The sequence below is a fragment of the Pseudoruegeria sp. HB172150 genome, from assembly GCF_013184805.1.
Lineage (GTDB): Bacteria > Pseudomonadota > Alphaproteobacteria > Rhodobacterales > Rhodobacteraceae > Psychromarinibacter.
In genome coordinates this window covers 728731-753414 of sequence record NZ_JAATNG010000001.1, presented here as the reverse complement: position 1 = coordinate 753414, position 24684 = coordinate 728731, and the positions used below count along the sequence as shown (strand labels likewise).

General features: G+C 64.7%; 24 protein-coding genes and 1 tRNA gene. 12 read left to right on the top strand and 13 right to left on the bottom strand.

Features of this window, described 5'->3' with window-relative positions; genetic code table 11:
* Positions 1-33 precede the first annotated feature (33 nt).
* The 6 genes from rhaS to HCO70_RS03605 all read left to right on the top strand — a co-directional run bounded on the left by rhaS (position 34) and on the right by HCO70_RS03605 (position 6284).
* Entirely contained in the window at positions 34-1032 is a 999-nt protein-coding gene (rhaS, locus tag HCO70_RS03630; RefSeq protein ID WP_172293165.1) for a rhamnose ABC transporter substrate-binding protein, read from the top strand.
* A gap of 63 nt (positions 1033-1095) precedes the next feature.
* On the top strand, positions 1096-2634 hold the full coding sequence (locus HCO70_RS03625) for a sugar ABC transporter ATP-binding protein (protein WP_172293163.1): 1539 nt from the start codon (positions 1096-1098) through the stop codon (positions 2632-2634).
* Positions 2631-3611, top strand: coding sequence for an ABC transporter permease (locus HCO70_RS03620; protein ID WP_172293161.1), 981 nt, complete (start codon positions 2631-2633; stop codon positions 3609-3611). The genes HCO70_RS03625 and HCO70_RS03620 overlap by 4 nt, the downstream gene beginning before the upstream one ends.
* Positions 3608-4594 (top strand): ABC transporter permease, encoded by a 987-nt coding sequence (locus HCO70_RS03615; protein ID WP_172293159.1) that lies wholly within the window; start codon positions 3608-3610, stop codon positions 4592-4594. The genes HCO70_RS03620 and HCO70_RS03615 overlap by 4 nt, the downstream gene beginning before the upstream one ends.
* A gap of 20 nt (positions 4595-4614) precedes the next feature.
* Positions 4615-4908, top strand: a complete 294-nt coding sequence (gene rhaM / locus HCO70_RS03610; protein WP_216665357.1) for an L-rhamnose mutarotase — start codon at positions 4615-4617, stop codon at positions 4906-4908.
* Positions 4905-6284, top strand: coding sequence for an FGGY-family carbohydrate kinase (locus HCO70_RS03605; protein WP_172293155.1), 1380 nt, complete (start codon positions 4905-4907; stop codon positions 6282-6284). The genes rhaM and HCO70_RS03605 overlap by 4 nt, the downstream gene beginning before the upstream one ends.
* Before the next feature lie 436 nt (positions 6285-6720).
* Here the strand turns inward: HCO70_RS03605 and HCO70_RS03600 are convergent, their stop codons facing one another.
* The gene (locus HCO70_RS03600) at positions 6721-8190 is read right to left on the bottom strand and encodes a GntP family permease (protein WP_172293153.1); all 1470 of its coding nucleotides are present in this window, start codon (positions 8188-8190) and stop codon (positions 6721-6723) included.
* Positions 8191-8192: 2 nt separating this feature from the next.
* Complete coding sequence (locus tag HCO70_RS03595; RefSeq protein WP_371742154.1) at positions 8193-9236, bottom strand: patatin-like phospholipase family protein; 1044 nt, start codon at positions 9234-9236, stop codon at positions 8193-8195.
* Positions 9237-10259: 1023 nt separating this feature from the next.
* On the opposite strand from HCO70_RS03595, the gene HCO70_RS03590 reads away from it, so the two are divergent.
* Positions 10260-12242, top strand: a complete 1983-nt coding sequence (locus HCO70_RS03590) for a BTAD domain-containing putative transcriptional regulator (protein WP_216665245.1) — start codon at positions 10260-10262, stop codon at positions 12240-12242.
* Here the strand turns inward: HCO70_RS03590 and HCO70_RS03585 are convergent.
* The 5 genes from HCO70_RS03585 to HCO70_RS03565 form a co-directional block, all read right to left on the bottom strand.
* Positions 12217-12975 (bottom strand): TfuA-like protein, encoded by a 759-nt coding sequence (locus tag HCO70_RS03585; protein WP_172293149.1) that lies wholly within the window; start codon positions 12973-12975, stop codon positions 12217-12219. The genes HCO70_RS03590 and HCO70_RS03585 overlap by 26 nt on opposite strands.
* Positions 12972-14186: a YcaO-like family protein gene (locus HCO70_RS03580; protein WP_216665244.1), complete on the bottom strand. Its 1215-nt coding sequence runs from the start codon at positions 14184-14186 to the stop codon at positions 12972-12974. The genes HCO70_RS03585 and HCO70_RS03580 overlap by 4 nt, the downstream gene beginning before the upstream one ends.
* 30 nt (positions 14187-14216) lie before the next feature.
* Positions 14217-14798, bottom strand: coding sequence for a hypothetical protein (locus tag HCO70_RS03575; RefSeq protein WP_172293145.1), 582 nt, complete (start codon positions 14796-14798; stop codon positions 14217-14219).
* 21 nt (positions 14799-14819) lie between these two features.
* Positions 14820-16745: a hypothetical protein gene (locus HCO70_RS03570; RefSeq protein WP_172293144.1), complete on the bottom strand. Its 1926-nt coding sequence runs from the start codon at positions 16743-16745 to the stop codon at positions 14820-14822.
* Positions 16746-17328: 583 nt separating this feature from the next.
* Positions 17329-17412: transfer RNA gene (locus HCO70_RS03565), tRNA-Tyr, on the bottom strand.
* A gap of 113 nt (positions 17413-17525) precedes the next feature.
* Between HCO70_RS03565 and rlmB the strand changes: the two genes are divergently transcribed.
* Both rlmB and HCO70_RS03555 read left to right on the top strand, forming a co-directional pair.
* Positions 17526-18305: a 23S rRNA (guanosine(2251)-2'-O)-methyltransferase RlmB gene (gene rlmB / locus HCO70_RS03560; RefSeq protein WP_172293142.1), complete on the top strand. Its 780-nt coding sequence runs from the start codon at positions 17526-17528 to the stop codon at positions 18303-18305.
* Between the two features lie 384 nt (positions 18306-18689).
* Positions 18690-19163: a CoA-binding protein gene (locus HCO70_RS03555; protein WP_172293140.1), complete on the top strand. Its 474-nt coding sequence runs from the start codon at positions 18690-18692 to the stop codon at positions 19161-19163.
* 97 nt (positions 19164-19260) lie between these two features.
* Here HCO70_RS03555 and HCO70_RS03550 read toward each other — a convergent pair whose 3' ends face one another.
* The 4 genes from HCO70_RS03550 to hisA all read right to left on the bottom strand — a co-directional run bounded on the left by HCO70_RS03550 (position 19261) and on the right by hisA (position 21564).
* On the bottom strand, positions 19261-19575 hold the full coding sequence (locus HCO70_RS03550; RefSeq protein ID WP_172293138.1) for a phosphoribosyl-ATP diphosphatase: 315 nt from the start codon (positions 19573-19575) through the stop codon (positions 19261-19263).
* On the bottom strand, positions 19572-20333 hold the full coding sequence (gene hisF, locus HCO70_RS03545; protein WP_172293136.1) for an imidazole glycerol phosphate synthase subunit HisF: 762 nt from the start codon (positions 20331-20333) through the stop codon (positions 19572-19574). Before hisF ends, HCO70_RS03550 begins: the two co-directional genes overlap by 4 nt.
* Before the next feature lie 63 nt (positions 20334-20396).
* Positions 20397-20759 carry a hypothetical protein gene (locus HCO70_RS03540; RefSeq protein ID WP_172293134.1) on the bottom strand — a complete coding sequence of 121 codons (363 nt, stop codon included), beginning with the start codon at positions 20757-20759 and terminating at the stop codon, positions 20397-20399.
* A gap of 82 nt (positions 20760-20841) precedes the next feature.
* On the bottom strand, positions 20842-21564 hold the full coding sequence (gene hisA / locus HCO70_RS03535) for a 1-(5-phosphoribosyl)-5-[(5-phosphoribosylamino)methylideneamino]imidazole-4-carboxamide isomerase (protein ID WP_172293132.1): 723 nt from the start codon (positions 21562-21564) through the stop codon (positions 20842-20844).
* A 197-nt stretch (positions 21565-21761) separates the two neighbouring features.
* Here hisA and HCO70_RS03530 point away from each other — a divergent pair, with 197 nt between their 5' ends.
* Positions 21762-22151, top strand: a complete 390-nt coding sequence (locus tag HCO70_RS03530; protein ID WP_172293130.1) for a DUF2147 domain-containing protein — start codon at positions 21762-21764, stop codon at positions 22149-22151.
* Positions 22152-22235: 84 nt separating this feature from the next.
* Positions 22236-22625, top strand: a complete 390-nt coding sequence (locus HCO70_RS03525) for a DUF2147 domain-containing protein (protein ID WP_172293128.1) — start codon at positions 22236-22238, stop codon at positions 22623-22625.
* A gap of 6 nt (positions 22626-22631) precedes the next feature.
* Here the strand turns inward: HCO70_RS03525 and hisH are convergent, their stop codons facing one another.
* Together hisH and HCO70_RS03515 are read right to left on the bottom strand one after the other, a co-directional pair.
* Positions 22632-23270, bottom strand: coding sequence for an imidazole glycerol phosphate synthase subunit HisH (gene hisH, locus HCO70_RS03520; protein ID WP_172293126.1), 639 nt, complete (start codon positions 23268-23270; stop codon positions 22632-22634).
* Positions 23271-23299: 29 nt separating this feature from the next.
* Positions 23300-23932, bottom strand: coding sequence for a TetR/AcrR family transcriptional regulator (locus HCO70_RS03515; RefSeq protein WP_172296114.1), 633 nt, complete (start codon positions 23930-23932; stop codon positions 23300-23302).
* Between the two features lie 102 nt (positions 23933-24034).
* On the opposite strand from HCO70_RS03515, the gene HCO70_RS03510 reads away from it, so the two are divergent.
* The gene (locus HCO70_RS03510; RefSeq protein WP_172293124.1) at positions 24035-24664 is read left to right on the top strand and encodes a DUF2306 domain-containing protein; all 630 of its coding nucleotides are present in this window, start codon (positions 24035-24037) and stop codon (positions 24662-24664) included.
* Positions 24665-24684: the final 20 nt, after the last annotated feature.

Sequence of the window (24684 nt, the reverse complement as noted above, 5' to 3'; positions counted from 1 at the left end):
CATGAGCCCTGCTCAAACTGGGAGGAGTAAGACATGAAAGTTACCAGAAGACTGTTCGGCGGCACCGCGCTGGCCGCGATGATGTTGACGGGCGGCATGGCCCATGCCCAGGACCCGGTGCGCATCGCGCTGGTCGTCAAGGCGCTCGGCATCGGCTTCTTCGAGGCGGCCGCGAAGGGCGCCGAGGAAGCGGCGGCCGAGCTTGGCAATGTCGAGATCATCTATACAGGCCCGACCGATACCACGGCCGAGGGCCAGATCGAGGTGATCAACTCGCTGATCGCCCAGCAGGTCGACGCAATCGCCGTGTCGGCCAACGACACCGACGCGCTGGTTCCGGCGCTGAAGAAGGCGATGGATCGCGGCATCACCGTGGTCTCGTGGGATTCGGGCGTCGCGCCGGAAGGCCGCCAGCTGCACCTGAACCCCTCGTCCAACCCGCTGATCGGCAACATGATCATCAAGCTCGCCGCCGATCACCTGCCGGATGGCGGCCAGGTCGCCGTGCTGTCGGCCTCTGCCACCGCGACGAACCAGAACACCTGGATCGCCGAGATGGAAAAGGTGATGGGCGACTATCCGGGCATCGAGGTGGTGGCGACCGTCTATGGCGACGACCTTGCCGACAAGTCCTACCGCGAGGCCAACGGCCTGATGCAGTCCTATCCCGATCTCGACGCGATCATCGCGCCGACGAGCGTGGGCATCGTGGCCGCCGCGAAGGCCGTCGAGGATGCCGGCAAGGTGGGCGAGGTGAACGTCACCGGCCTCGGCCTGCCGTCTGAAATGGCCGGCGCCATCGAAAGCGGAGCGTCCAAGTCCTTCGCGATCTGGAACCCGATCGACCTTGGCTATTCCGCCGCCTACCTGGCCTATGAACTGGCTACCGGCGATGCGACGGCCGAGCCGGGCGCAGAGATCCCGATGGGCCGCATGGGCAACCTGACGCTGGACGACAACAACGAGGGCGCGATGGCCGACCCGTTCGTCTATGACTCGTCCAATATCGACGAGTTCAAGAGCATCTTCTGATCCTCCCTGCCCGGTGCGGCCCTGTCCGCGCCGGGCCTTTTGACGTGTTTTCAGGCAGGTAGAATGCTGCAATCCGCGGAAATCGGACCGGCTTCCGGGGTTTCGACCACCCCGGTCATGGCGCTTTCAGGCATCACCAAGACCTTTCCGGGGGTCAGGGCGCTGTCCGAGGTGTCGCTGGAGCTCTACCCCGGCCAGGTCACCGCGCTGGTCGGCGAGAACGGCGCAGGCAAGTCCACCATCGTCAAGGTACTGACCGGCATCCTCCAGCCCAACGAGGGCCGGATAGAGATCGACGGGCAGGAAACCACCTTCCCCACCGCGCTGCATGCGACGCAGGCCGGGATCACCGCGATCCATCAGGAAACCGTGCTGTTCGACGAACTGACGGTCGCCGAGAACATCTTCATCGGCCACGCCCCGCGCGGCCGCTTCGGGCTGATCGACTGGCCCGCGATGCGCCGCAAGGCGAAAGACATCCTTGACCGGATCGACGCGCCGCTCGACCCGATGATGCCGCTGAAGGAACTGGGCATCGCCAACAAGCACCTCGTCGCCATCGCCCGCGCCCTGTCGGTCGACGCGCGCGTGGTGATCATGGACGAGCCGACCGCCGCCCTCAGCCAGAAGGAAATCGAGGAGCTGTACGAACTGGTCGAGCGCCTGAAATCTGAAGGCCGCGCGATCCTGTTCATCAGCCACAAGTTCGACGAGATCTTCCGCATCGCCGACCGCTACACCGTCTTCCGCGACGGCCAGCAGGTGGGCGCGGGTCTGATGTCGGACGTGGACGAGGCGGAGCTGGTGCGCCTGATGGTGGGCCGCGACGTCGACCACATCTTCCCGAAAAGCGAACACCGGGTCGGCGACACGGTTCTGCAGGTCGAGGGCTTCGCGCACCCGACCGAGTTCGACGGAATCAATTTCGAGCTGCGCAAGGGCGAGATCCTTGGCTTCTACGGCCTCGTGGGCGCAGGCCGGTCCGAGCTGATGCAGGCGATCTTCGGCATCACCCGCCCCTCCGGCGGCAAGATCCGCATCGACGGCAGCGACGCCGCCATCCACTCCCCCGCCGATGCCATCGCCAACGGCATCGTCTATGTGCCGGAGGATCGCGGCAAGCAGGGCGCGATCATGGGCCTGCCGATCTTCCAGAACGTCACGCTGCCGTCGCTGTCGCAGACCTCGAACCGGGGCTTCCTGCGGCTGGCAGAAGAATTCAAGCTGGCCCGCGAATACACCGAACGGCTCGACCTGCGCGCCGCCTCGCTGGATCAGGATGTCGGCAACCTGTCGGGCGGCAACCAGCAGAAGGTGGTGATCGCCAAGTGGCTGGCGACGAAGCCGCGCGTGATCATCCTCGACGAGCCGACCAAGGGCATCGACATCGGGTCCAAGGCCGCCGTCCACGCCTTCATGGCGGAACTGGCGGCGCAGGGGCTGGCAGTGATCATGGTCAGTTCCGAGATCCCCGAAATCCTGGGCATGTCCGACCGCGTGATCGTGATGCGCGAGGGTCTGATCGCGGCAGAGATCGCCGGTGGCGACCTGACCCCGGAAACGCTGGTCCGCCACGCGGCGGGGATCGGAGCCAAGCCGTGACCCAGTTCCTGAAGTCCCGCGAGGCGCTGCTGATCGCCGTGATCGTGGCGCTGCTGGCGCTGATCGCCTCGCGCTTTCCCGCCTTCATCGAGCCGTCGAACCTGTCGAAAGTGTTCAACGACACCTCGCCGCTGATCCTGCTGGCGATCGGGCAGACGCTGGTGATCCTGACCCGCTGCATCGACCTGTCCGTCGCCGCGAACCTTGCGCTGACCGGCATGGTCTGCGCCATGCTGAACGCGTCGATGCCCGGTATCCCGATCCCGGTGATCCTTGCCATCGCCGTCTCGATGGGCGCCGTCATGGGCGCGATCAACGGCCTGCTGGTCTGGACGCTGTCGATCCCACCCATCGTGGTGACGCTGGGCACGATGACGATCTACCGCGGCATCATCTTCGTCATCTCCGGCGGCGAATGGGTGAACTCGCACGAGATGAGCGCCGCCTTCACCGGATTTCCCCGTGCCGAGGTCCTGGGTCTGCCGATGCTCAGCTGGATCGCCATCATCGCCGTGGCGATGTTCCTGCTGGTCATCGCCCGCACGCCGCTTGGCCGCGCCTTCTACGCCGTCGGCGGCAACCCGAACGCTGCCGTCTATACCGGCCTGAACGTGGGCCGCACGCAGTTCTGGGCCTTCGTCATCTCCGGCACCCTTGCCGGGCTGACCGGCTATCTCTGGGTCGCGCGCTATGCCGTGGCCTATGTCGACATCGCCGGCGGCTTTGAGCTGGAGGTCGTCGCGGCCTGCGTGATCGGCGGCATCTCCATCGCGGGCGGCGCCGGCACGATCCTCGGCACGCTGCTGGGCGCGCTCTTCCTCGGCATCGTCAAGAACGCCCTGCCCGTCATCGGCATTTCGCCCTTCTGGCAGCTCGCCATTTCCGGCAGCGCCATCGTCATCGCGGTCGCCTTCAACGCCCGCGCCAGCCGCACGAAGGGCCGCATCATCCTGAAACGCGCAGAGGGCACGGCATGACCGACGTTGCCAGACATATCCCTGACCGCCTGGACAGCCCCGCCGCGCGCCTTCTGAAAAGCTGGGAAGTCCTGCTGCTGGCCGTGGCCGTCGCGATCTTCATCGCCAACAGCCTCGCCTCGCCCTACTTCCTGAACGCCTGGAACCTTTCCGACGCGACCTTCAACTTCACCGAAAAGGCGATGATCGCCTTCGCCATGGCGCTGCTGATCATCTCGGGCGAGATCGACCTGTCGGTCGCGTCGATCATCGCGCTGGCCTCCACCGCGATGGGGGCGGCGGCACAGTTCGACGTGGGCGTCGTGACACTGGTCCTGATCGGGATCGGCACCGGCCTGATCTGCGGCGCGTTCAACGGGGTGCTGGTCACCGGGATGGGCCTGCCCTCGATCGTCGTGACGATCGGCACGATGAGCCTGTTTCGCGGCATCTCCTACATCGTGCTGGGCGATCAGGTGTACAAAGGCTATCCGTCCGCCTTCGCCTATTTCGGCCAGGGCTATGTCTGGTGGGTGATCAGCTTTGAATTCGTGCTCTTCGCCGCGCTCGCGGTGATCTTCGGCATCCTGCTGCACAAGACCAACTTCGGCCGCGCCGTCTATGCCATCGGCAACAACCCGACCGGCGCGCTGTTCTCCGGCATCCGGGTGCGGCGGGTGAAGTTCATCCTGTTCCTGCTGACCGGCCTGATGTCCGGCATCGCCGCGATCTGCCTGACCTCGCGCCTCGGCTCCACCCGCCCCTCCATCGCCTTCGGCTGGGAGCTGGAGGTGGTGACGATGGTGGTCCTCGGCGGCGTCAGCATCCTCGGCGGCTCCGGCTCCATCCCCGGCGTGGTGATCGCCGCCTTCGTCATGGGCCTGGTGACCTTCGGCCTCGGTCTTCTGAACGTGCCGGGCATCGTGATGTCGATCTTCATCGGCCTGTTGCTGATCGCGGTCATCGCCCTGCCCCGGCTCTGGCAAATGTGGAGGTTCTGGTGAGGGAGAAATACGCCTTCAGGATGAAGCTGAACCCCGGCGCCAAGGAAGAATACAAGCGACGGCATGATGAGATCTGGCCCGAGCTTGAAGCGCTGCTGCGCGAGGCGGGCGTATCCGATTACTCGATCCATCTCGACGAAGAGACAAACACCCTGTTCGGCGTGCTCTGGCGCGAGAAGGATCACGGCATGGACGACCTGCCACACCACCCGGTGATGAAGAAATGGTGGGCGCACATGTCCGACATCATGGAAACCCACCCGGATAACGAACCCGTCGCGGTGCCGCTGACCCCCGTTTTCCACATGCTATGAGCCACGTCGCCGTCATCGACATCGGCAAGACCAACGCCAAGCTGGCGCTGGTCGACCGCGAGACGCTGACCGAAATCGCCGTGGTGACCCGCCCGAACAGAGTGCTGCCCGGCCCGCCCTGGCCGCATTTCGATGTGGAGGGGCACTGGGACTTCCTGCTCGACGGGCTGGCGGCATTTCATGCGGAGCATGGGATCGACGCGATCTCGGTCACCACGCACGGCGCGTCCGGCGTGCTGCTGGACCGGGACGGCGGGCTTGCCGCGCCGGTGCTGGATTACGAGCATACCGGGCCAGATGACGTGGCCGCCGAATACGATGCGATCCGCCCGCCGTTTTCCGAGACAGGCTCGCCACGCCTGCCGATGGGCCTTAACGTCGGCGCGCAGATCCACTGGATGTTCGCGACGGATCCGGACTTGCCGGACCGGACCGCGACGGTGGTCACCTATCCGCAATACTGGGGCTTCCGCCTGACCGGCGTGGCGGCGACGGATGTCACGTCGCTGGGCTGTCACACGGATCTCTGGAACCCCTACGAAGGCACCTTTTCCACCCTCGTCGACCGCCTCGGCATTCGCGATAAGGTCGCGGCGCCGCGCCCGCCGGCCGAAATTCTCGGCCCGATCCTGCCAGAGATCGCCGCGCGCACCGGCCTTGCCCCCGACACGCCGGTCCATTGCGGCATCCACGACTCCAACGCCTCGCTCCTGCCGCATGTGCTGACCCGCAAAGCACCTTTCACCGTGGTCTCCACCGGCACCTGGGTGATCGCGATGGCGGTTGGCGGAAAGCGCGCCGATCTGGACCCCGCCCGCGACACGCTGGTCAACGTGAATGCCTTGGGCGATCCCGTCCCCTCCGCCCGGTTCATGGGCGGGCGGGAGTTCGAGACCATCATCTCCGGCCAGTTCGCGGCGCCATCCGACGCCGACGTCGCGAAGGTCCTTGGCGAAGAAATCATGCTGCTGCCCGCGATAGTCGGCGATTCCGGCCCGTTTCAGCATCGTGCGGCCCGATGGACCCCGTCGGAACCGCGCCTTGGCAGCGGAGAACGGACCGCCGCCGCCAGCTTTTACCTAGCTCTGGTCACCGCCGCATGCCTCGACCTGATCGGCCATGACGGACCCATCGTGGTGGAGGGTCCGTTCGCTAGGAACGCCGACTATTGCCGCATGCTGATCGCGGCGACCGGCAGCCCGGTCGTTGCATCCGAGGGGACCACAGGCACCAGCCAGGGCGCGGCCCTGCTCGTCAGATCCGGCGACGGCCACGCCGCATTCGATCCGGGGACAGAGATGTCCGGTGTCTCCGGCGCGATGCGGGATTATGCGACGGCGTGGAAATCGGCCGTGATTGCCGGACTAGCCACCTGAAGGGTCGAAAACACCCTGAGCTCCAGCCGCAATAACCATTTCCGGGAAGATACGGCTTTCCGGCCCGCGAGGTCGCGGGCCCGGGGAACCGGGAAGATGAGGGCGGGGACAATACAGGGAGGAAACATCATCGGAACCGGACTGGCCAAAAATTCACCCATGCTTGGCAAGTCCAAATCCCAACCGGCATCTACGTCTACGTCATACGGGCTTTCTCATCCAACAGCCCTCGAAACAAATGCTGAAAAACCCCCCGCCCTCAGCAAAAAATGTCCACTCGTACACAGAACCCGTGCGAAAAGGCCATCACCCGCGACCCAACCGCCATACGAGAAAGCAATGCGGGATGAGGTCACTATGACCTACGAGCGTGATCGCGCCGTGAGTGCAGCGTTAATTGGCGGCAAAAAAGCTGTCATTCTGCGAAAAATATCGGTCAGAACGACCCGAAAACCGTGCCAAGCAGGATTACCACCGCCAGCGCGGCCAGAGCGCCCACCACCGCGACCATGACAATATCCAGGTAGCTGTCGCGGTGTGTACAGCCCGACACGGCCAGCATCGTCACCACCGCACCGTTATGCGGCAGGCTGTCGAGCGTACCGGAAGAGATCACCGCCACCCGGTGCAGCAGCTCCGGGTTGATGCCCAGTTCCGTCGCCATCTGCATGTAGGTCTCGCCCAGCGCCTCCAGCGCAATGGTCATGCCGCCGGATGCGGACCCGGTCAGCGCCGACAGGATGTTCGTCGCCACGGCGAGCGAGACCAGAGGCCCGCCGTCGATCCCCAGCACCCAGTTGCTGACCGTCTCGAAGGCCGGCAGCGCCGCGACGATGGCGCCGAAGCCGACGAGGCTGGCCACGCTGACCACCGGCAGGACAGACGCGTTCGCCCCTGCGTCGACGGAGGCACGCAGATCGGCCAGCCGCTCCCAGTTCAGCAGGACCAGCACCAGAATGGCGACCGCCAAGGCCGTCGCCACCGACCAGACACCCGCGACCGATGCCAGCGTCACACCGCCCCAGCGCGGTTCCGCAAGGAAGCTGGCGTCGATATTCGGCAGAACGAACTGCGACAGGATCAGGTTCACCGCGATCACAACGACCAGCGGCGTGGCGGCGATGATGGCGCCCGGCCCTTCCGGCGCGCGTTCGCCGCGGTCGATCTCCGCCGGGTCGAACTCGCCAGCCGTAGTGACCAGTTCGCGGACTTTCAGGTCCTGCGAAGCCCCGACCGCTGCCTCCTCGACCGCCAGCGGCAGGTCCGTGCCTTCAAACCCCTCGCCCGCCCGCATCGCGCGCCGCTGCGCCAGCGTCAGCCAGCCCATGCCAAGCCCGAACATCACCAGCGAGGCGATAATCCCCAGCCCCGGCGCGGCGAACGGATCGGTGCCGAAGAACGGCATCGGAATCGCGTTCTGGATCGACGGCGTGCCCGGCATCGCCGACATGGTGAAGGTCGATGTCCCCAGCGCCAGCGCCGCCGGCAACAACCGCCTGGGCACCTGCCCGGCGCGGAACAGCGCCAGCCCCATCGGCGCGATCAGGAAGAAGGCCACGAACAGCGACACGCCGCCATAGGTGACGATGGCCCCCGCCAGCACCACCGCCAGGATCGCCCGCTGCGGGCCGAGCCTGCGTGTCATCAGGTCGGCGATGGCCTGCACCGATCCACTGTCGTCCATCAGCTTGCCGAACAGCGCGCCCAGCAGGAACAGCGGAAAGAACTGCGCCACGAAGCCGGCGGCCGCGATCATGAAGGTCTGGGTCCAGTGCGCCAGCAGCGGCTCGCGCGAGAACGCGGCGGCGATCAGCCCCGCCACCGGCGCCAGCACCAGGATCGTCCAGCCCCGGAACGCCATGAACATGAGAAAGCCGAGGCCGATCAGAATGCCGAGCAGTCCCATGGTCAGCACTCCGCGATGTAGTCTTCCAGATCGAGGGTGGAATTCACCCCGATATCGTCCCGGTGCTTTTCACCGAAGGCGGTGACCGCGCGCCGTCCTTCCTCGAACAGCATGTCGAGGAAGGCCCATTCCGCGTTCAGCTTCGAAGAGGCGCCCAGTTCCACCATCAGGTCGGTGGAGATCCTGTGCATCCGCATCTCGGACCACAGCTTGCCTTCGCCCGACCCGGCATCCACCACGTTGCGCAGGATGGCCATCATCCGCAGTTCCTTCAGCAGCGTCGCGTTGAAGGACACCTCGTTGATCCGGCTCTGGATGTCGCGGGCGTCGGTCGGCAGCCCCGGCCGGTCCACCGGGTTGATCTGCACCAGCACCACGTCCCGCGCCTCGCATTCGTTGACCAGCGGCGTGATCGTCGGGTTCCCGGCAAAGCCGCCGTCCCAATAGGCCTCCCCGCAGATCTCCACCGCGCGGTAAAGCGTCGGCAGGCAGGCCGAGGCCAGAAGCACGTCCGCGGTGATCTCGTGCTTTCGGAACACGTGCCCGCGCCCCGTCCGCACATTGGTCGCGGTGATGAACAGCTTGACCGGGCCGTCGGCGATCGCCTCGAAATCCAGCATGTCGTCCAGGATGGTCTTGAGCGGGTTGTGATCGGTCATGCCCAGTGCATAGGGCGACACGATCCGCGCCATCAGGTCGGCGGTCACATAGGCGGGCGAATAATCCAGCGTCCAGCGCCCCAGCAGGCGGTCCATCGGGCTGCGCTGAAACGGGCTGAAGGTCGCCGCGCGCGACACCCGCCGCCAGAAATCCCTGAGCGCGGCGCGTGCGCCTTCCTTGCCGCCGGTGGCGATGCCATGTGCAAGGACGGCCGCGTTCATCGCGCCCGCGGAAGTGCCGGAAATCCCTTCGATATCTATCCAGCCGACCTCGAGCATCCGGTCCAGAACACCCCAGGTGAAAGCGCCGTGAGAGCCGCCGCCCTGCAGCGCAAGGTCGATCATCAGCGGGCCGCGTTCTGCCGTTGTCTTTGAGGTGTCGTTCACGCTACTGGCTCCTTGCCGCCGCCAACGATGCCCCCTCCCTCGCCGGCACCTTTAACCAATTGACCGGCAAAGAAAAGGAACGATGCGACCATGGCGCGTCCGGATGACCGGCAAGCGGCAGGGAGGTTGCGCTTTTGTGACGAAACGCCGTCGCCGATGTCAGGATTTCTTGGGCAGGGACGGAAGCGGTGCCGGGCACGGCAGCCGGAACTGACCGCCTGCCACACCGGGCAGGAAAAGTGGGGGGCGGAGAGATCGTTGAAAACAACGCCGGAAACATGAGCACCTGGCAAGGGGCTGCCTAACCACTCCTGCGCCCGGCAGCAAAAATTGCTTCTCCAATGGACCGCCGAATCCATCGGTGGTTCAAATGTATTTTAAAATGGCTCCCCGCCCCCCGGAAAACCAATATGTAAAAATCACGCCGGACCGCGGGACCGAGGCAGCCTGTCCACCCCGTAAACTGCTCCGCGGCCCGGATAGAGGCTCAACAGGTTTCACCCGCCTTTGCCGGCGGGGCATCGGCCCGATCGCCAGCGCGCAAGCACAACGTCGCCGGTGTAAGTGCCCGGCTTTGACCATTGATCAGCATTCCAAATTCCTCGGTGTCGGGAGGGTCGCGAAGCGGGCTTCCCGCCCATCGCATTCCTCCGTCATTGTATGCATTCACTATGGACGACAAGCGTGATCAGGGCGTGAGTTGGCCGTTAACCATTGGTGAAAAGTGCATGAAATTAGCGTATTAGGCGGATTTTGCCGCCCCTGTCCGCCGGCTGACCGCGGCTTGCCCACTCAGGAAAAACCGTCAGAGGATTCCGGAATCCTCGTCATCACCACTCGACCAGCCCCCTGAATCCGCGATACAGAGCGGCAGACAGACGCCTCAATACAATGTCACGGGACCGGGCCATTTATTGAGCAAAGACAACGGCACTATTTGGCAGCTTGATTTCGAAATCATTGCATCGGCGAAATGTTCCCGTAGATTTGGGTACAAAACTAAACAGGGGTGGTCAGAGGAATATGAATGTGAACGCCCAGGGTGTGCGCTCACAGCCTGTCATCAAGGTTTCATTGACCGGGGCATTCCGCGTTCGATCGGTCGAAGGCGTGTCGCTACTGCCGAAGGCGCGCAAGGCAACGGGAATTCTCGCCTATTGCCTGATGAACCACCGACGGGCGGTAAGAAGAAACGACCTCTTGAACCTGATGTGGCCAACCCGTGAATCCGAGCAGGCGCAATCCTCGCTGCGGCAGTCGATTCACGACATCCGCAAGTCCATGGGACCGCTGGTCGACTCGGTCTTTTCCATTGACCGGCTTTCGATTGCCGTCGAACCGAACTCGGTGGATTTCGACCTTTGGGATGAATCCGCCAGCCTGCAGTTCTCCAACACCGAAGACCTTCTGACAGACCTTGGCGGCATAACCCCTGAATTCGACAGCTGGCTCGAATCCGCACGTCGCAGCACGCTCAGCCAGCGCGTGCGCGAGGCCGAGCGGGTGATGGCGGATGACAAGGCCAGCGTGGAAAGCCGGTTGGAAGCGGCACATGCTGTCCTGCGCATGGAACCCGAGAACGAACGCGCCGCCCGCACCGCGATGGAACTGCACGCGACCCAGGGGGACGTGTCGAAGGCGCTGCGCGTGTACCGCACAGTCGAGAGCGCCCTGGCAGACCTTGGGTTCCCGGTCAGCGACCAGACCCGCGAGACCCTTCTCAGATCAAAGAACGGACGCTCCGCGGCCGGCGCTCCGGCGCTCCAGCCCCAGCCTCCGCGCGGGCAGCAGCGCCCGCCGCTTGTGATGGTTGTGGCGCACGCGGTGTCCGACCGGACCGGTGAGGCAGAGCTTCTCGGCCAGGTCACCTCTCGCCTGATCGCGCGATACAGTGCCATGCGCGAGATCGAAACGCTCTCCGGCGCAACCAGCATCAAGCTGTCGCTGGATCTGGGCGAGGCGCGCGCCGCCGCCGCCGAAGCGCGCGCGGCCTATATCGTCACGGCTTCCGCCATGAAGCTGTCGGATGGCTTCGAACTGACGACGGCGATCACCGAAGTGGATACCGGAAAGCAGATTGCCGATGTGCCGCCCCGGCAGGTCAACATGGACTCGTCCCAGACCGTACTGGACGCGGTCGAGGACATCGCCTTCGCGACACTTCCGGCCATCGAGCGCGCGGAACAGCAGCGCCTGGATCTGGTTCCGGAAGAGGAATGGAGCGCATATCAGAACTACGTCCACGCCAAGATCAACATCCTCGGCGCGACGGACCCCGGCTATTACAACCTCGCCGAACCCTATCTGGAACGCGCGATCGAGCTGGAGCCGTCCTTCCTGCCGCCCTACACCTACCTGATCGGCAGCTACAACTCGTCGCGGCGCAACACGGCAATCGGCCTGGAGCGTGAAAAGCGGCAGGCGCGGGCGCTCCAGCTCGCTCGCCGCGCCCTGGTTCTCGACGGGCGCTACGGGAATGCGAACCTGTCCATGGCATGGTGCTTCATTCGGGCCGGAGAATTCGATCAGGCGGAACGTTTTCTGCAGAAGACAGAGTCCCTGCGCCCTTACGAGGCTTACCGGCTGAACGCGGTCGGCACCGGCTATCTCTACCTCGGGAACACCGAAAAGGCCGAGCACTATTACGACCTGGCCAGAAGCCGCCTCGTCAACGACCTGGATTTCATGCAGACCGACTACGGAGAGCTGTATTACTTCCAGCGCAAATACGAGAAGGCGCTGCAGTTCCTGAACATCGGCGAGATCCGCAACCCGATCCACCCGCTGATCCTGCGCGGCGCGACGCTGGCCATGCTCGGCCGTCTCGCAGAGGCCAGCCACGAGGTGAAACGGGCGGAACAGCTACTCTCCGAATCCTGGCGTGGCGACGAGCCCTATTCGCCGAAGGTCGCGATTCAGTGGTTTCTGGGAAATTACAGCCTGCGCCGTCAGGACCACCACGACAACCTTGTCGAGGGCCTCACGAAAGCTGGTTTCGTGGTATGAAATCGTCCGCCGCGAACCCGGCTCGCTGCAGCGTTTCCAGGAAATAGGGTGTGAACGGCGGCAGATCGGGCCGCCGATCCGCAGCCAGACCGCCGGCGGTCCGCATCTGATTCAGCATCGCCAGCGCGTCCAGCCGCTTGCGTTCCACGTGGGCCGCTTCCAGCTCTTCGGTCAGGCGCAACGCATATCGACTGTCGCTGGAATGGCTGGCGGTGACCGCGCCCCACGTCCGTTCGGCGAAATGAACCCGCCCTGCGCATTGAAACAGCGATCTGGCGGTCTGGTGGCTGATGCGGTCACGCGCCTCCAGGGCTTTCAGGGTCGCCGCCACCTCGACCAGGGGAATGGTCAGCGCCTGGTAGTTCATCTCTGCCGGGCCATGAAGCAGGGCGACGTCGCCATCGTCGTTCAGCCGCCCGGACTGGTAGCATTCGAACACCTCCCCGACGCCGATCATTCCGTATTGCTGCAACTCGACCGCGCGCAGAGCGCCGATCGATGCGGCCCCGAAGACGGTGACGCCAAGCGCCATCGCCAGCACGATCTCCTTGTGAGTGACGGCGCGCCGGTCGCCGAAATAACCGTCGATAATGCCGATGACCGCTGTCTGGCCATCGAGCAGCCGCAGGATGTCGGCCTCGCCGACCGGCGGCAGGAACTCGATTTCCGGAAACGCCTCCTTGTCGGGCGGCGACAGGCTGGATCCGGCAAACACGTACCGCCGGATCGTCATTGGAGCCGCCAGGTATGCCGGGCGCCGCGCCGCGCGCTGCCGTTCGGCCCGACGATCCCCAGGTCGGGCGTGACCACGCGAACGACATGGATGTCGGTGTCCGGCAGGCTGAGGTCGACGACCACGGGTTCGTCGCATCCGGCGGCGTTCAGCCGCCCCGCCAGCACATGAATGTCTTCGCCGGCGCAGTCACCAAGCGCGGCACTCTCGATAGGCTCCTCGAACACCGGTTCCTCGAAGAACTGTGCAAGGAATGCGCCGATCTCGTTGTTCCGTGCCTGCCCGAAGTGAATCGACGCCAGATCGTCCCGCGCGCCGGAAATACGGGTCAGCCGGCTCTGCACCGCTTCCAGGACGGCACGAACAAGGGCGATCTCGGGATCCAGGTGGCACCCCGATCCGCCTGCCGACAACCCTGCCACCGGCGCGTCGGTGCCCGGCCTGGGCGTGATCGTCGCGACGAACACCGGCACGCCAAGGTCGTTCTGGGCATTCCAGACGTCCAGGGTAAAGCCAGCCCTGACGATCATGTCCGTCAGGTCGCCGAAACGGGTGCGGGAAATCGCGTTGGCACCCACACGCCGTCTGGCCCGCGCCCGCGCGTCGAGGGCGCGGAAATCCGCCACCGCGTCGCGCTCGATCACTTCGCACAGCCCGGCAAAGATCGCTTCGGGCCGCGTATTGCCCGAGGCAAGGCCGTTCGATCCGCGCGGCAGCAGCGACGACTCGCATGGTGCGGTCGTATCGAGGTGGACGTAATCCCATGGAACGAGGATCGGATCGCCGCTCCACAGCGACACGCCCTCGACCCAGGATAACTCGGTCCCGGCCATAGCTTCCGCGGGGCCGCTCGCGGTCAATGTCGCGCGTTCCAGATCAACAACCTGGTTGGATCCGGACAGATGATCGGACGTGCCCTTCAAGTCGGGCTTTTCCAGGATTTCGGCATGCCACTTTTCCAGCGCCTCCATCCCGGCCGAGACCCGGGCGGTAACCGGGGTTGTGCCCTTACCCTGGCTGGTGGTCAGCGCCCGTGACATGGGGCGTATTGCCTGCGCGACCGGCAGCCCGATGCGATCAAGCGAGGTCAGCTCGCCGATGCGCGTGACCCCTGCCCGGGAAAGCAGGGGCTGGATGCGGTCCCAGGTTTCCTCGGGCACCGCAGCCCTGTGTGTTCCGTCCCAATAGATCTTGGGACGGTCCCCAACCATAAGTTGGGGAGCTACCCTGGTCATTCCGTATTACCACTCGTTGCGCAACGACCCGCTGCCGCCGTGTTCGGCGCCGAATGTTCCGGGTGCACCGGCATCGCCGTAGGTCTCGATCAGCACGGCGCGCCTGGCGTCCAGTGCGATCAGGTGCGGCAGCCCGTCAGCCACCTCGGTCGCCTGGTTCCGTTCAAAGACAAACACCTTGCCCTCCGCCGGTGCAGGGTCCAGGCCCGCGACGCCACCCGCATCGTCAGTCTGAAAGAAACGACCGACCCATAGATCGCCGGCGCCGCCGGCACCGGCGTCGCTCCCATGCTCGAAGATCGCGTACCACGGGGATTGCAGCAGTTCGCCACCTGCGGAGTTGTTCGTGGCGGGATTGCCGGAGACGACACTGTAATCGCCGGTGTCCGGCGAGTTGGCGTTCAGAAATTGCAGGCTCGTCTCGTGCCAGTCTTCGTCGGTATCGTTCGAGGAACCGTCCGCCGTCGCCCGGCCAAGATATTTCAGCGCGTTCTGCGACTGGCTCCGATCGACCGACATCGCGAAAAGCGTGCCATTCAGGTTGGCATAGGCCGCTATGAGCGGCTTGATGGGATTAGGGAAAGCCATGGTCACTCCTGTGTTCGCAGGTCAGGTTGGGATGATGGGCGCACCACGAAGCTCCTGCATACTGGTATCTAACGTTTCGTGGGGCGCGAGATGGATCGTCTCCGGCGGGACTTTAAAGAACTCTCGGTCCCGGGCAGTCCGACTTTGTTCGAATGCAATATAGTCAGAACCGATGTCCTTCTTCTCGGTATACTCGACCTCGAAGATGTTCGAACGCATGACGACGCCGCTGACCCGGTAACCTATGACCTGGAACGTCAGCCTCTTGGGACGGTCCCCATGCCAGAAGGTGTTGAAATGCGCACTCACATCTTCCTTCATGATCCAGGGGAAACCCATCAACGTCGCTCCGGGCTGGACGACTGCCTTCTCCGGCAGGCCGGACGTTGCGGCGAATTCGGGATTCGAAGGCAGCAGGCGCATCGGGTCAAGCACACAGACATTTCTTGGCGGCGACCACTGGGTTTCTTCACCGTGTTCCGCCCGCATGACGATCTGCAGGCTACCGGTCGCGAGGCTGTACCAGAGGAACTCGTCCTGAAAGTCCTTCAGCCGGATGAAAGCGGGAATCGGAGGAATCTCCGTGACCGACCTATTCCTGGACGCGTGCCATTGCCAGAGCTCGAGCTTTTCCAGCGGCTTCCATTCACCTCCGCTGAGAGTCACGACCTGAAGCTGATCCCCCATAGGCTTGTTCCGGTCGCCCTGCGGCATCACCAGCGCCGGCGCCTGCCGCGCCGAGTCGAGAAAAGTCAGCCCACCCTGGGCGATCTGGTTGAGCGGCGCATGCCGGATGAAGCTGTCCTCGGCTTCATCGTACTGGCCCTCTTTCATCTTCGAGAAATAGTTTTCCCGGCGCGCGGTTAAGAGAGCCGGACGCTGGTCCTCGTGCTCGAAGGAATTGATGACCGCGCGCGCGAAGGGACCGACGGGATAAAGCGAATGGTAATTCACCCAGCTGGCGCTGGCTTCGGCATTGCGGGGCAGAAAGCCATGTCCCAGGTGACGTGACCAGGAATGCGGCAGGTTCAGCAGGTGGCCGATTTCATGCAGGGTCACGCTGCGCAGCGTCCACGTGACATCGCTGACACCGCCCATCTGTGACTTAGCGGTGATCCGCGTCGTTTCGGTCACGTTGATGACGGATCCGAACCTGCTGCGGAACCGGTTGACCGGCCGGTCGAACCCGTAGGACACGCCGCTGAACATGTTCTTGTATTCCTGGGGCGGCGCGTCGCTTTCCGGATTCCTCTCGTTATTATCCGTCAGCCCGGCAAAGACGATGGTGTGTTCCCAGTCCGGCTCCGGCACCGTCGCCTGGCTTTTCCTGAGATACGCGTCGATCAGCATCTGCGCGCTCAGCTCGCGGAATGCGTCGGCGGATTCGAACTCTCCGTGGAATGCCTTGGTATCGGTGATCTCTTCGGCGATCACGTGGATACCATGCTGCTTCAGCGCGGAATGAATGCTTTCCTTCGACTCGGGATCGAACAGGCTGCGAATGCCGGCGCCTTCTTTCTCGGTCCCGGGACCGAGCACATAGCGAAACCGCACGCGCCGGAAGTAATCGAGTTTCTCGCCATCGACCGGTATCTCGACAGACGCGCCCGGCCACCAGAGTTCCGATCCGGCGCCTTCCACGGTATCCAGCCGGCAGGAGACGATCTCGCCCTTGCCGCCGGTCGTCGAAAACACCGCCTGCAGGACACCGTTTGTGATCAGCTCCCCCGAATCCCGACCGGTATTCGAAGACAAGGCGCAGGGAACGATAAGACAAACCATTCCGTCTGCTTCGCCGCCCAGATCAAGATAACTGCTGATGCGGCCGTAAAACGACATCTCCCAGTCATCGCGCCCGCCCAGGAGTATTCCGTTCCTGCGCTGCTTGCCGGGAATAAAGATATCGCCCGAAACATAAAGCCCCAGGCCATCGAACCGAAGAGACACCTGAGCATCGTAGGAAACGTTATCATCTCGGCTGATCTTGATTTCCGACGCGCTGTCGCATCGAAAACGAATACTTGACAGGTCGCTTATCAATTCGGGAGAAAGCTCGGTCGGGTGTGAACTTTCTTCTATGCAATTCTTTAGGTGATTTTGCATCTGCGAAATATCACTGTAACAGAAATTGGCGCAGTTACAGTCTCTGCGTCGAAATAGTCGCAGTCAATACCATCCCGCCGCCGCAATCCGAATACAGCGCACGTATCCGCCACTTTTCACGATCACCTAACGGTCGGCAAACGAATCCCGATGCGCTGTCTGGCGATCGCCCCGGAACGCGCAGCCCGTACCGTAAAGGCCCGGCGTCTGTAACAACCAGAACAGTGACACGCTCGACCGCCCTGGCCGCACCACTACCCGACCTCGGGGCCCTGAAACCGGATCAGCCCGCCTGCTGCAAGAAGGCAGGTTCGCCGCACCCGCCCGCTGCAAGAGAATTTTCCTGGCCGGAAGGTGCAGTGTCGGCATGCAAACCGAATGCCCCGCCACTGCATCCTGCAGCCTAAGTCATTGGAATGAGGGGGAATGGTGGGCGACCCTGGAATCGAACCAGGCATGGGTCTCCCCGGCGGAGTTACAGTCCGCTGCCGCACCTTGCAGCACGTCGCCCGACGTGGAGCGCTGATTATCCGTAGCTCCGGGGACCGTCAACCGTTAAATCCCTTGCCGTTCCGCCTCATGCGTCGCATGACGAACGACGCGGCGAAACCGGGAGCCCGAGCGATGAAGAAACCCAAATGGGTGATCGAGAAGGAACGCGGCAGGCGCGCCGCGGCGGCGGAGACGGTGTGGCTCTTCGGGCTGCACGCGGTGCGCGACGCGCTGGAAAATCCGGCGCGGGAAAAGCTGCGGCTGGTGCTGACCAAGAACGCCGCCGACCGGCTGGGCGACGCGCTGGCGGCCGGCGGCATCGAGCCCGAGATTGCCGATCCGCGCAGGTTCCCGGCCCCGCTCGACCCCGGCTCCGTGCATCAGGGCGCGGCGCTGGAGGTAAAGCCGCTCGACTGGGGCAGACCGGCGGATGCCTGCGGCTTCGGCCCCGGCGAGGCGCCGCTCGTGGTACTGCTCGACCGGGTCACCGATCCGCATAACGTGGGCGCCATCCTGCGCTCGGCCGAGGTCTTCGGCGCCCGCGCCGTCATCGCCACCGCCCGCCATTCCGCGCCAGAGACCGGGGCGCTAGCAAAGACCGCGTCCGGCGCGCTGGAACGACAGCCTTACCTGCGCGTCGCAAACCTCGCCCGCGCGATGGAGGAACTGCGCGAGATGGGCTATGCGCTGGTCGGCCTGGCCGGTGAGGCGGATGCGCCGCTGGACGAGGTTCTGGCCGCGCATCCGGGGCCGCTGGGTCTTGTTCTGGGGGCCGAGGGCCCGGGTCTGCGCGAGAAGACCCGCGAAAGCTGCGATGCGCTGGCGCGGATCCCCTTCGCGGGCGCGTTCGGATCGCTGAACGTCTCCAACGCCGCCGCGGTCTCGCTCTATGCGGCGAGCCGGCGGTCCTAGGCGAGTCTTTCCTCATCCGTCAAAAAAGCCGGCCATTCCTGTGCATTTTTGCGCGTTTGCCGCGTTATACGGCGGCCCAGCCGTGGCGCCGCACCTCCTGTCGACCAGCCTTTTCGGACAGGATCGCGCCCTCGCGATGCGGTATTTGTTTATATTTTTCAAATTATTAAACGCGCATTCGCGCAGCCGGCCGCAGTCCACTTAACTCAGCGGTAACGCTGATATTACGTGACCTTTAAAACGGCTGGTGCGATCCTATCTATATTCCTGAATGCGGGTACGGAACACTCGCGTTCATATTCACTGTCCCTCGTTCCGTGACTTGCGCCCGGCCTTCGTGGTTCGGGCGCTTTTTTGTGCCTGTGAACATGCTATGGGAAAGCCATGTCCTATTCCGATTCATATCTTCGAAAGATACTTCAGCGCACCCGCGTGATTGCCGGTGTGGGCATTTCACCGAACCCGATCCGGCCGAGTTATTACGTCGCCCGATACCTGTCGCTCAAGGGGTTCCGGGTGATCCCGGTCAACCCGGTCAACGCGGGCGACACGCTGCTGGGCGAGACCGTCTATCCCGATCTTGCCTCGATCCCGAAGGACGCGGATGTCGATTTCGTCGATATCTTCCGCCGCCCGGAATTCGTGCCCGAAATCGTCGACGAGGCGCTGGAACACCTGCCGAAGCTGCAGACGATCTGGATGCAGATCGGCGTGTCGCACCCCGAGGCGGCGGCGAAGGCAGAGGCACGGGGGATCGACGTGATCCAGAACATGTGCCCGAAGATGGAATATCAGCGCCTGTTTTCCGAACTGCGCAATGCCGGGATCGCGACCGGCATCATCTCGTCCCGTCTCTGAAAACAGCGGAGCGCCTTCGGCGCGTTCTTTCCGGCACTTCGTGCGGTTGGGGGCTCTGCCCCCAAACCCCCGGGATATTTGCGACCAGAAGAAGCAGCTACGTGTTTCGCGACGCCTTCTCCGCCAGCCCGGAGGTGCCTTCGCGGCGGTCGAGTTCCGCCATCACCTCGTCCAGCGTCACGTCGCGCGCGGCCAGCATGACGAGCAGGTGATAGAGCACGTCAGCCGCTTCCCGCGTCAGGTTCTCGCGGTCGCCCTTGGCGGCGGCGATGATCGCCTCGACCGCTTCCTCGCCGAACTTCTCGGCGCATTTCTCCGGGCCCTTGGCCAGCAGCTTCGCGGTCCAGGACGTGTCCGGATCGGCGCCCTTGCGGGCCTCGATGGTGGCGGCGAGGCGGGAAAGCGTGGTCATGTCATCCTCATCGGGATACCGGCGGCGGCCATGTGGGCCTTGGCTTCGCCGATCGTGTAGGTGCCGAAATGGAAGATCGAGGCGGCCAGAACGGCGGATGCGTGGCCCTCGGTCACGCCTTCGACCAGGTGGTCGAGCGTGCCGACGCCGCCGCTCGCGATCACCGGCACCTCCACCGCATCCGCGATGGCGCGGGTCAGCGGGATGTTGAAGCCCTGCTTGGTCCCGTCGCGGTCCATCGAGGTCAGCAGGATCTCTCCCGCGCCCTTGCCCGCGATGGTCACCGCGAAGTCCACAGCGTCGATGCCGGTGGGGCGGCGGCCGCCATGAGTGAAGATCTCCCACCGGCCCGGTTCCACAGTCTTGGCGTCGATGGCGCAGACGATGCACTGGCTGCCGAACCGGTCGGCGGCGCGGGCGATCACGTCCGGGTCGGCCACCGCGGCCGAGTTGAAGCTGACCTTGTCGGCCCCGGCCAGCAGCAGCGCGCGCACATCCTCGGGCGTCCGCACACCGCCGCCGATGGTCAGCGGCATGAAGCACTGCTCCGCCGTGCGCGTCGCCAGGTCGTACATCGTCCCGCGGTTTTCATGCGTGGCGTGGATGTCGAGGAAACACAGCTCGTCCGCGCCCGCAGCGTCATAGGCGCGCGCGGCCTCCACCGGGTCGCCGGCATCGATCAGGTCGACGAAATTCACACCCTTAACCACGCGGCCGTCGGCCACGTCGAGGCAGGGGATGATGCGGGTCTTCAGCATGGGGCTCGGTCCCTCGCGCGGTTCGCGTCCTGTTAGTCCGGATCTCCGCGGAACGCCAGCGCGTCAGGGCCGCGACGGGCCGGCCCTGCGGAGCATCCGCATCACCGTTTCCGCCAGCAGCGCCACCACCGCCAGCGCCGCCGCCGCATACCCCGCCACCAGCGTCGCCAGCAACGTCAGCGCGGCCAGCAGGCTCGCCGTCTCGCTCTCCACGCCCGAACATTCCGCCGGAGCGTCCAGCCCGCCGGAGCAGTAGCCCAGGCTGTAGGGCGCCGACACGACCGCCGCCGCAATCAGCACGACGCCCATCGCGCCAAGGCACCAGCGCGCAATGACCGACATCAGCCGGAACCGCGCCACCCCGCCCCGGATCGCCACGACCAGCAGGACGATCCCCGCCACCAGTTCCATAACGCCAACCAGCACGGCTCAGGCCACCATCGCGGCCGCACCGCGTATCGAATTGAAAAGATGGACGTTCCGCACCGCGCGCTCCGGCCTGAGGGGATCAGGCCCGCATTATGCGCAGCGCCTCCTGCAGGTCAATCGCACCGTCGTAAAGCGCCCGGCCAGAGATCGCGCCATGCAAAGGCGCGCCGCTGTCGCGCAGCGCCTTCAGGTCGTCGATCGACGACACCCCGCCAGAGGCGATCACCGGCACCCGCACCGCCCGCGCCAGCGCCGCCGTCGCCTCGACGTTCGGGCCGCCCATCGCGCCGTCCCGGTCGATATCGGTGTAGATGATCGCCGACACGCCGACATCCTCGAACCGCTTCGCCAGGTCCACCACCTCCACGTCGGTCTCCTCGGCCCAGCCCTTGGTCGCCACCCGGCCGCCCCGCGCATCGATCCCCACCGCGACGTGCCCCGGAAACGCCGCCGCCGCCTCGCGCACCAGCTCCGGGTTCTCCACCGCCGCCGTGCCAAGGATCACCCGCTGCAACCCCTTGTCCAGCCACATCTCGATGGTCGCCAGGTCGCGGATGCCGCCACCCAGCTGTGCCGGCACCGACACCGCCGCCAGGATCGCCTCGACAGCCGCTCCGTTCACCGGCTCTCCGGCAAAGGCGCCGTTCAGGTCGACAAGGTGCAGCCATTCACAACCCGCCTCCTGGAACGCCAGCGCCTGCGCGGCCGGATCGTCGTTGAACACGGTAGCCGCGTCCATTTCGCCGCGCAGCAGGCGCACGCACTGGCCGTCCTTCAGGTCGATGGCGGGAAACAGGATCATGGTGCGGCCTCCTTGCACTGCGCGGGGTCTTTGCCACGCCGGATGCGGGTTGCCAAGGGCGCGCCTCTGCTCACGAATTCGTTTCTCCGCCCGATTTGGCCTTCACCGCAAATGCGCTAACTCCTGACGCAACGTCGCCCGCGGATGGCGCGCCTGTCCGGCCTGTGCGGCAGAAACGGAAAATGGGGAGAAAGACAATGAACAAGACTGTCGCTCTTGCCGCAACTCTGATCGGCTTCGCCGTCGCCCCGGCGCAGGCTGGCAGCCTGACCGGCATCTGGCAGACCGAACCCGACCGCAAGGATCAGGTCGGCCATGTACAGATCACGCCCTGCGGACAAACCCTGTGCGGAACGGTGATCAGCGCCTATGACAGCAGCGGCAATCCCGTGACGACGCCGAATGTCGGCCGCCGGATCCTGTGGGATGTCGCGGCGCAGGGCGCAACGGGCAACGGCACCGTCTATGTACCGATCATCGGCAGTTCCTTTCCGGTCACGCTTCAAGCGACCGGAAGCAGGCTGAACCTTCGGGCCTGCAACTCGATCGGCCTCTGCAAGACGCAAGCCTGGACCCGGGTGGAATAGCCCCGCGCCTCCCGCGCGCTACGTCAGTCTTGCGCCGCCGTGCCCCGCTGCCGCAGACTGCGCCCGACGACTGGGAGGACATCCATGAAACGACTGGCAATGGCGGCCATGCTGGCCGCCCTCGTATCGGTGCCTGCACTGGCCGACCCGCTGGAAGGCAACTGGCTGACCGCGCCGGACGATAACGGCAATTCCGGCATGATCGAGGTAACGCCCTGCGGCGGCGGCCTGTGCGGGACGCTGACCCGCGCCTTTGATCCCGCCGGCAAGGAGGTTCAGTCGCCGCAGGTCGGCCGCCGTATCATCTGGGATACGGTGCCAAAGGGCGGCGGCGAATATCGCGGTAAGGTCTACGCGCCAGACCGTGACAAGACCTACAATTCCAAGCTGATCCTGTCCGGCGACAACCTGTCGGTTTCGGGCTGCGTTCTGGGCATCTGCCGCGAAGGCGGCGTCTGGCGCCGGCAGCAGTAGCCGGCGTCAGGGCGCCCAGGTCAGGAAGTTCTCGATCAGCCGCAACCCGGCGGACTGGCTCTTTTCCGGGTGAAACTGGGTGCCGACGATGTTGTCGCGGCCGACGATGGCAGTGACCGCTTCGCCGTAATCGCAATGCGCCAGCAGATGCGCCGGATCGGCCACGCGGAAGTGGTAGGAATGGACGAAATAGGCATGGTCGCCGGTTTCGATCCCGTCCAGCACCGCGTGCGGCCGGTCGATCACCAGGTCGTTCCAGCCCATATGCGGCACCTTCATCGCCGGATCGTGCGGCTCGATCTCGACCACGTCGCCGCCGATCCAGTTCAGGCCCGGTACTTTCTCGTATTCGTGGCCTGCCGTCGCCAGCATCTGCATGCCGATGCAGATCCCCATGAAGGGCCGGCCCTTTTCCAGCACCGCCTCTTCCATCGCCTGAGCCACGCCGTCCACCGCGAACAGAGCGCGGCGGCAGGCGGGAAAGGCGCCGTCGCCGGGCAGGACGATCCGGTCGGCACGCGCGACATCCTCGGGTTTCGAGGTCACGATGACCTCGCCCGCGCCCGCCTCTGCCGCCATGCGCTGAAACGCCTTTTCGGCCGAGTGCAGGTTGCCGGAATCGTAATCGATGATCGCGGTGAGCATTCTGGATCCCTTGAAGTCCGGTCCGGCTGTTACGACGGATCGCCGGGATTTCCAAGGCTTTCGGGCGCGGTGCCGACACGGTCCAGCAGCGCCATGACCTGATCGAAGGCGCCGTCCTCGGGCGCATCCTCCAGTGCCCAGAACCGCCCGGCGAGGAACAGCGTGGTAAAGCCGTGGATCAGCGACCAGACCTGCGCCTCGATCACTTCGCGCGGAACGTCGTCGGGAATGAAGGGCGCGCAGCAGCGGCGCAGAGGTTCGTAGCCGAAAGAGCCGACATCCCGCGTCGGCCGCACCGGAACATCCTTGGCATCGAACCCGAAGATCAGCTGGAACAGGGCGCGGTTGTCGCGGGCGAAATGCAGGTATCCGCGGCAGATGCTTTTCATCCGTCCGCGCGGCGTCTGCTCGCCCGTCACCTCGGCATCGACCATGTAATTGCGGAACCGTCGGAACCCTTCCTCCGCCAGCGCCCATTTCAGCCCGTGAAGCCCGTCGAAATGATGTGCGGGCGCCGCGTGCGACACGCCGGCCAGCGCCGCGCATTTGCGCAGGGTCAGCGCATCGGGCCCGCCTTCTTCCAGCAGTTGCAGGCCGGCAAGCACCAGCGCCTCGCGCAAGTTGCCGTGATGATGAGGTTTTTTCTGCAGGTCAGCGTCCATGTGCCGGCAGATTACCAGCCATCTTGACAGCGTCAAGATTTCATGATCTTTACAGCGTCAAGTTTCAACTTTCCACTGTCAAGTTTTTATCTGGAGCTGCCGATGTCCGCCCTGCCCCGTATCCGCACTTTTCTGTTCTGGTTCCTTTCCCTCGCCATCGCGCTGGCCTCCTGGCGCTGGCTGGCGCTTGGCGTCGAACTGTCGATGCCACCGATGTTCCACCACGTGTTCAAGAAACCGGTGGCGCTTTACGTCCACATCTTCTTCGCGCCGGTTGCACTGGCGCTGATGCCGTTCCAGTTCTGGGCGGGTCTTCGCAACCGGCGTCCGGCGGTCCACCGCTGGCTCGGCCGTGGCTACGGCATGGCAATCCTGTTCTCCGGCACCGGCGGTTTCTTCATCGCGCTGAACACCAATGCCGGCCCGGTCGCGGCCTCCGGCTTCGCATTGCTCGCCGTGCTTTGGCTGGCGACAACCGCGCGCGGCATTCAGCTGGCAATGGCACGCCGCATCGCCGAGCACCGCCGCTGGATGATCCGCTCCGCCGCGCTGACCTTCGCCGCGGTCACGCTCCGGCTCTACCTGCCGCTTCTGGCCGCCGCCTTCGGCTTTGAAACCGGCTACCCGATCGTGGCGTGGCTCTGCTGGGTACCGAACCTGCTGATCGCGGAATGGCTGCTGCTGCGTCCTCAGTCGAGGTTAGCGCTAACACGCCTGAAATCAAGCACTTGACCCCCCGTCCCCATGGGGAC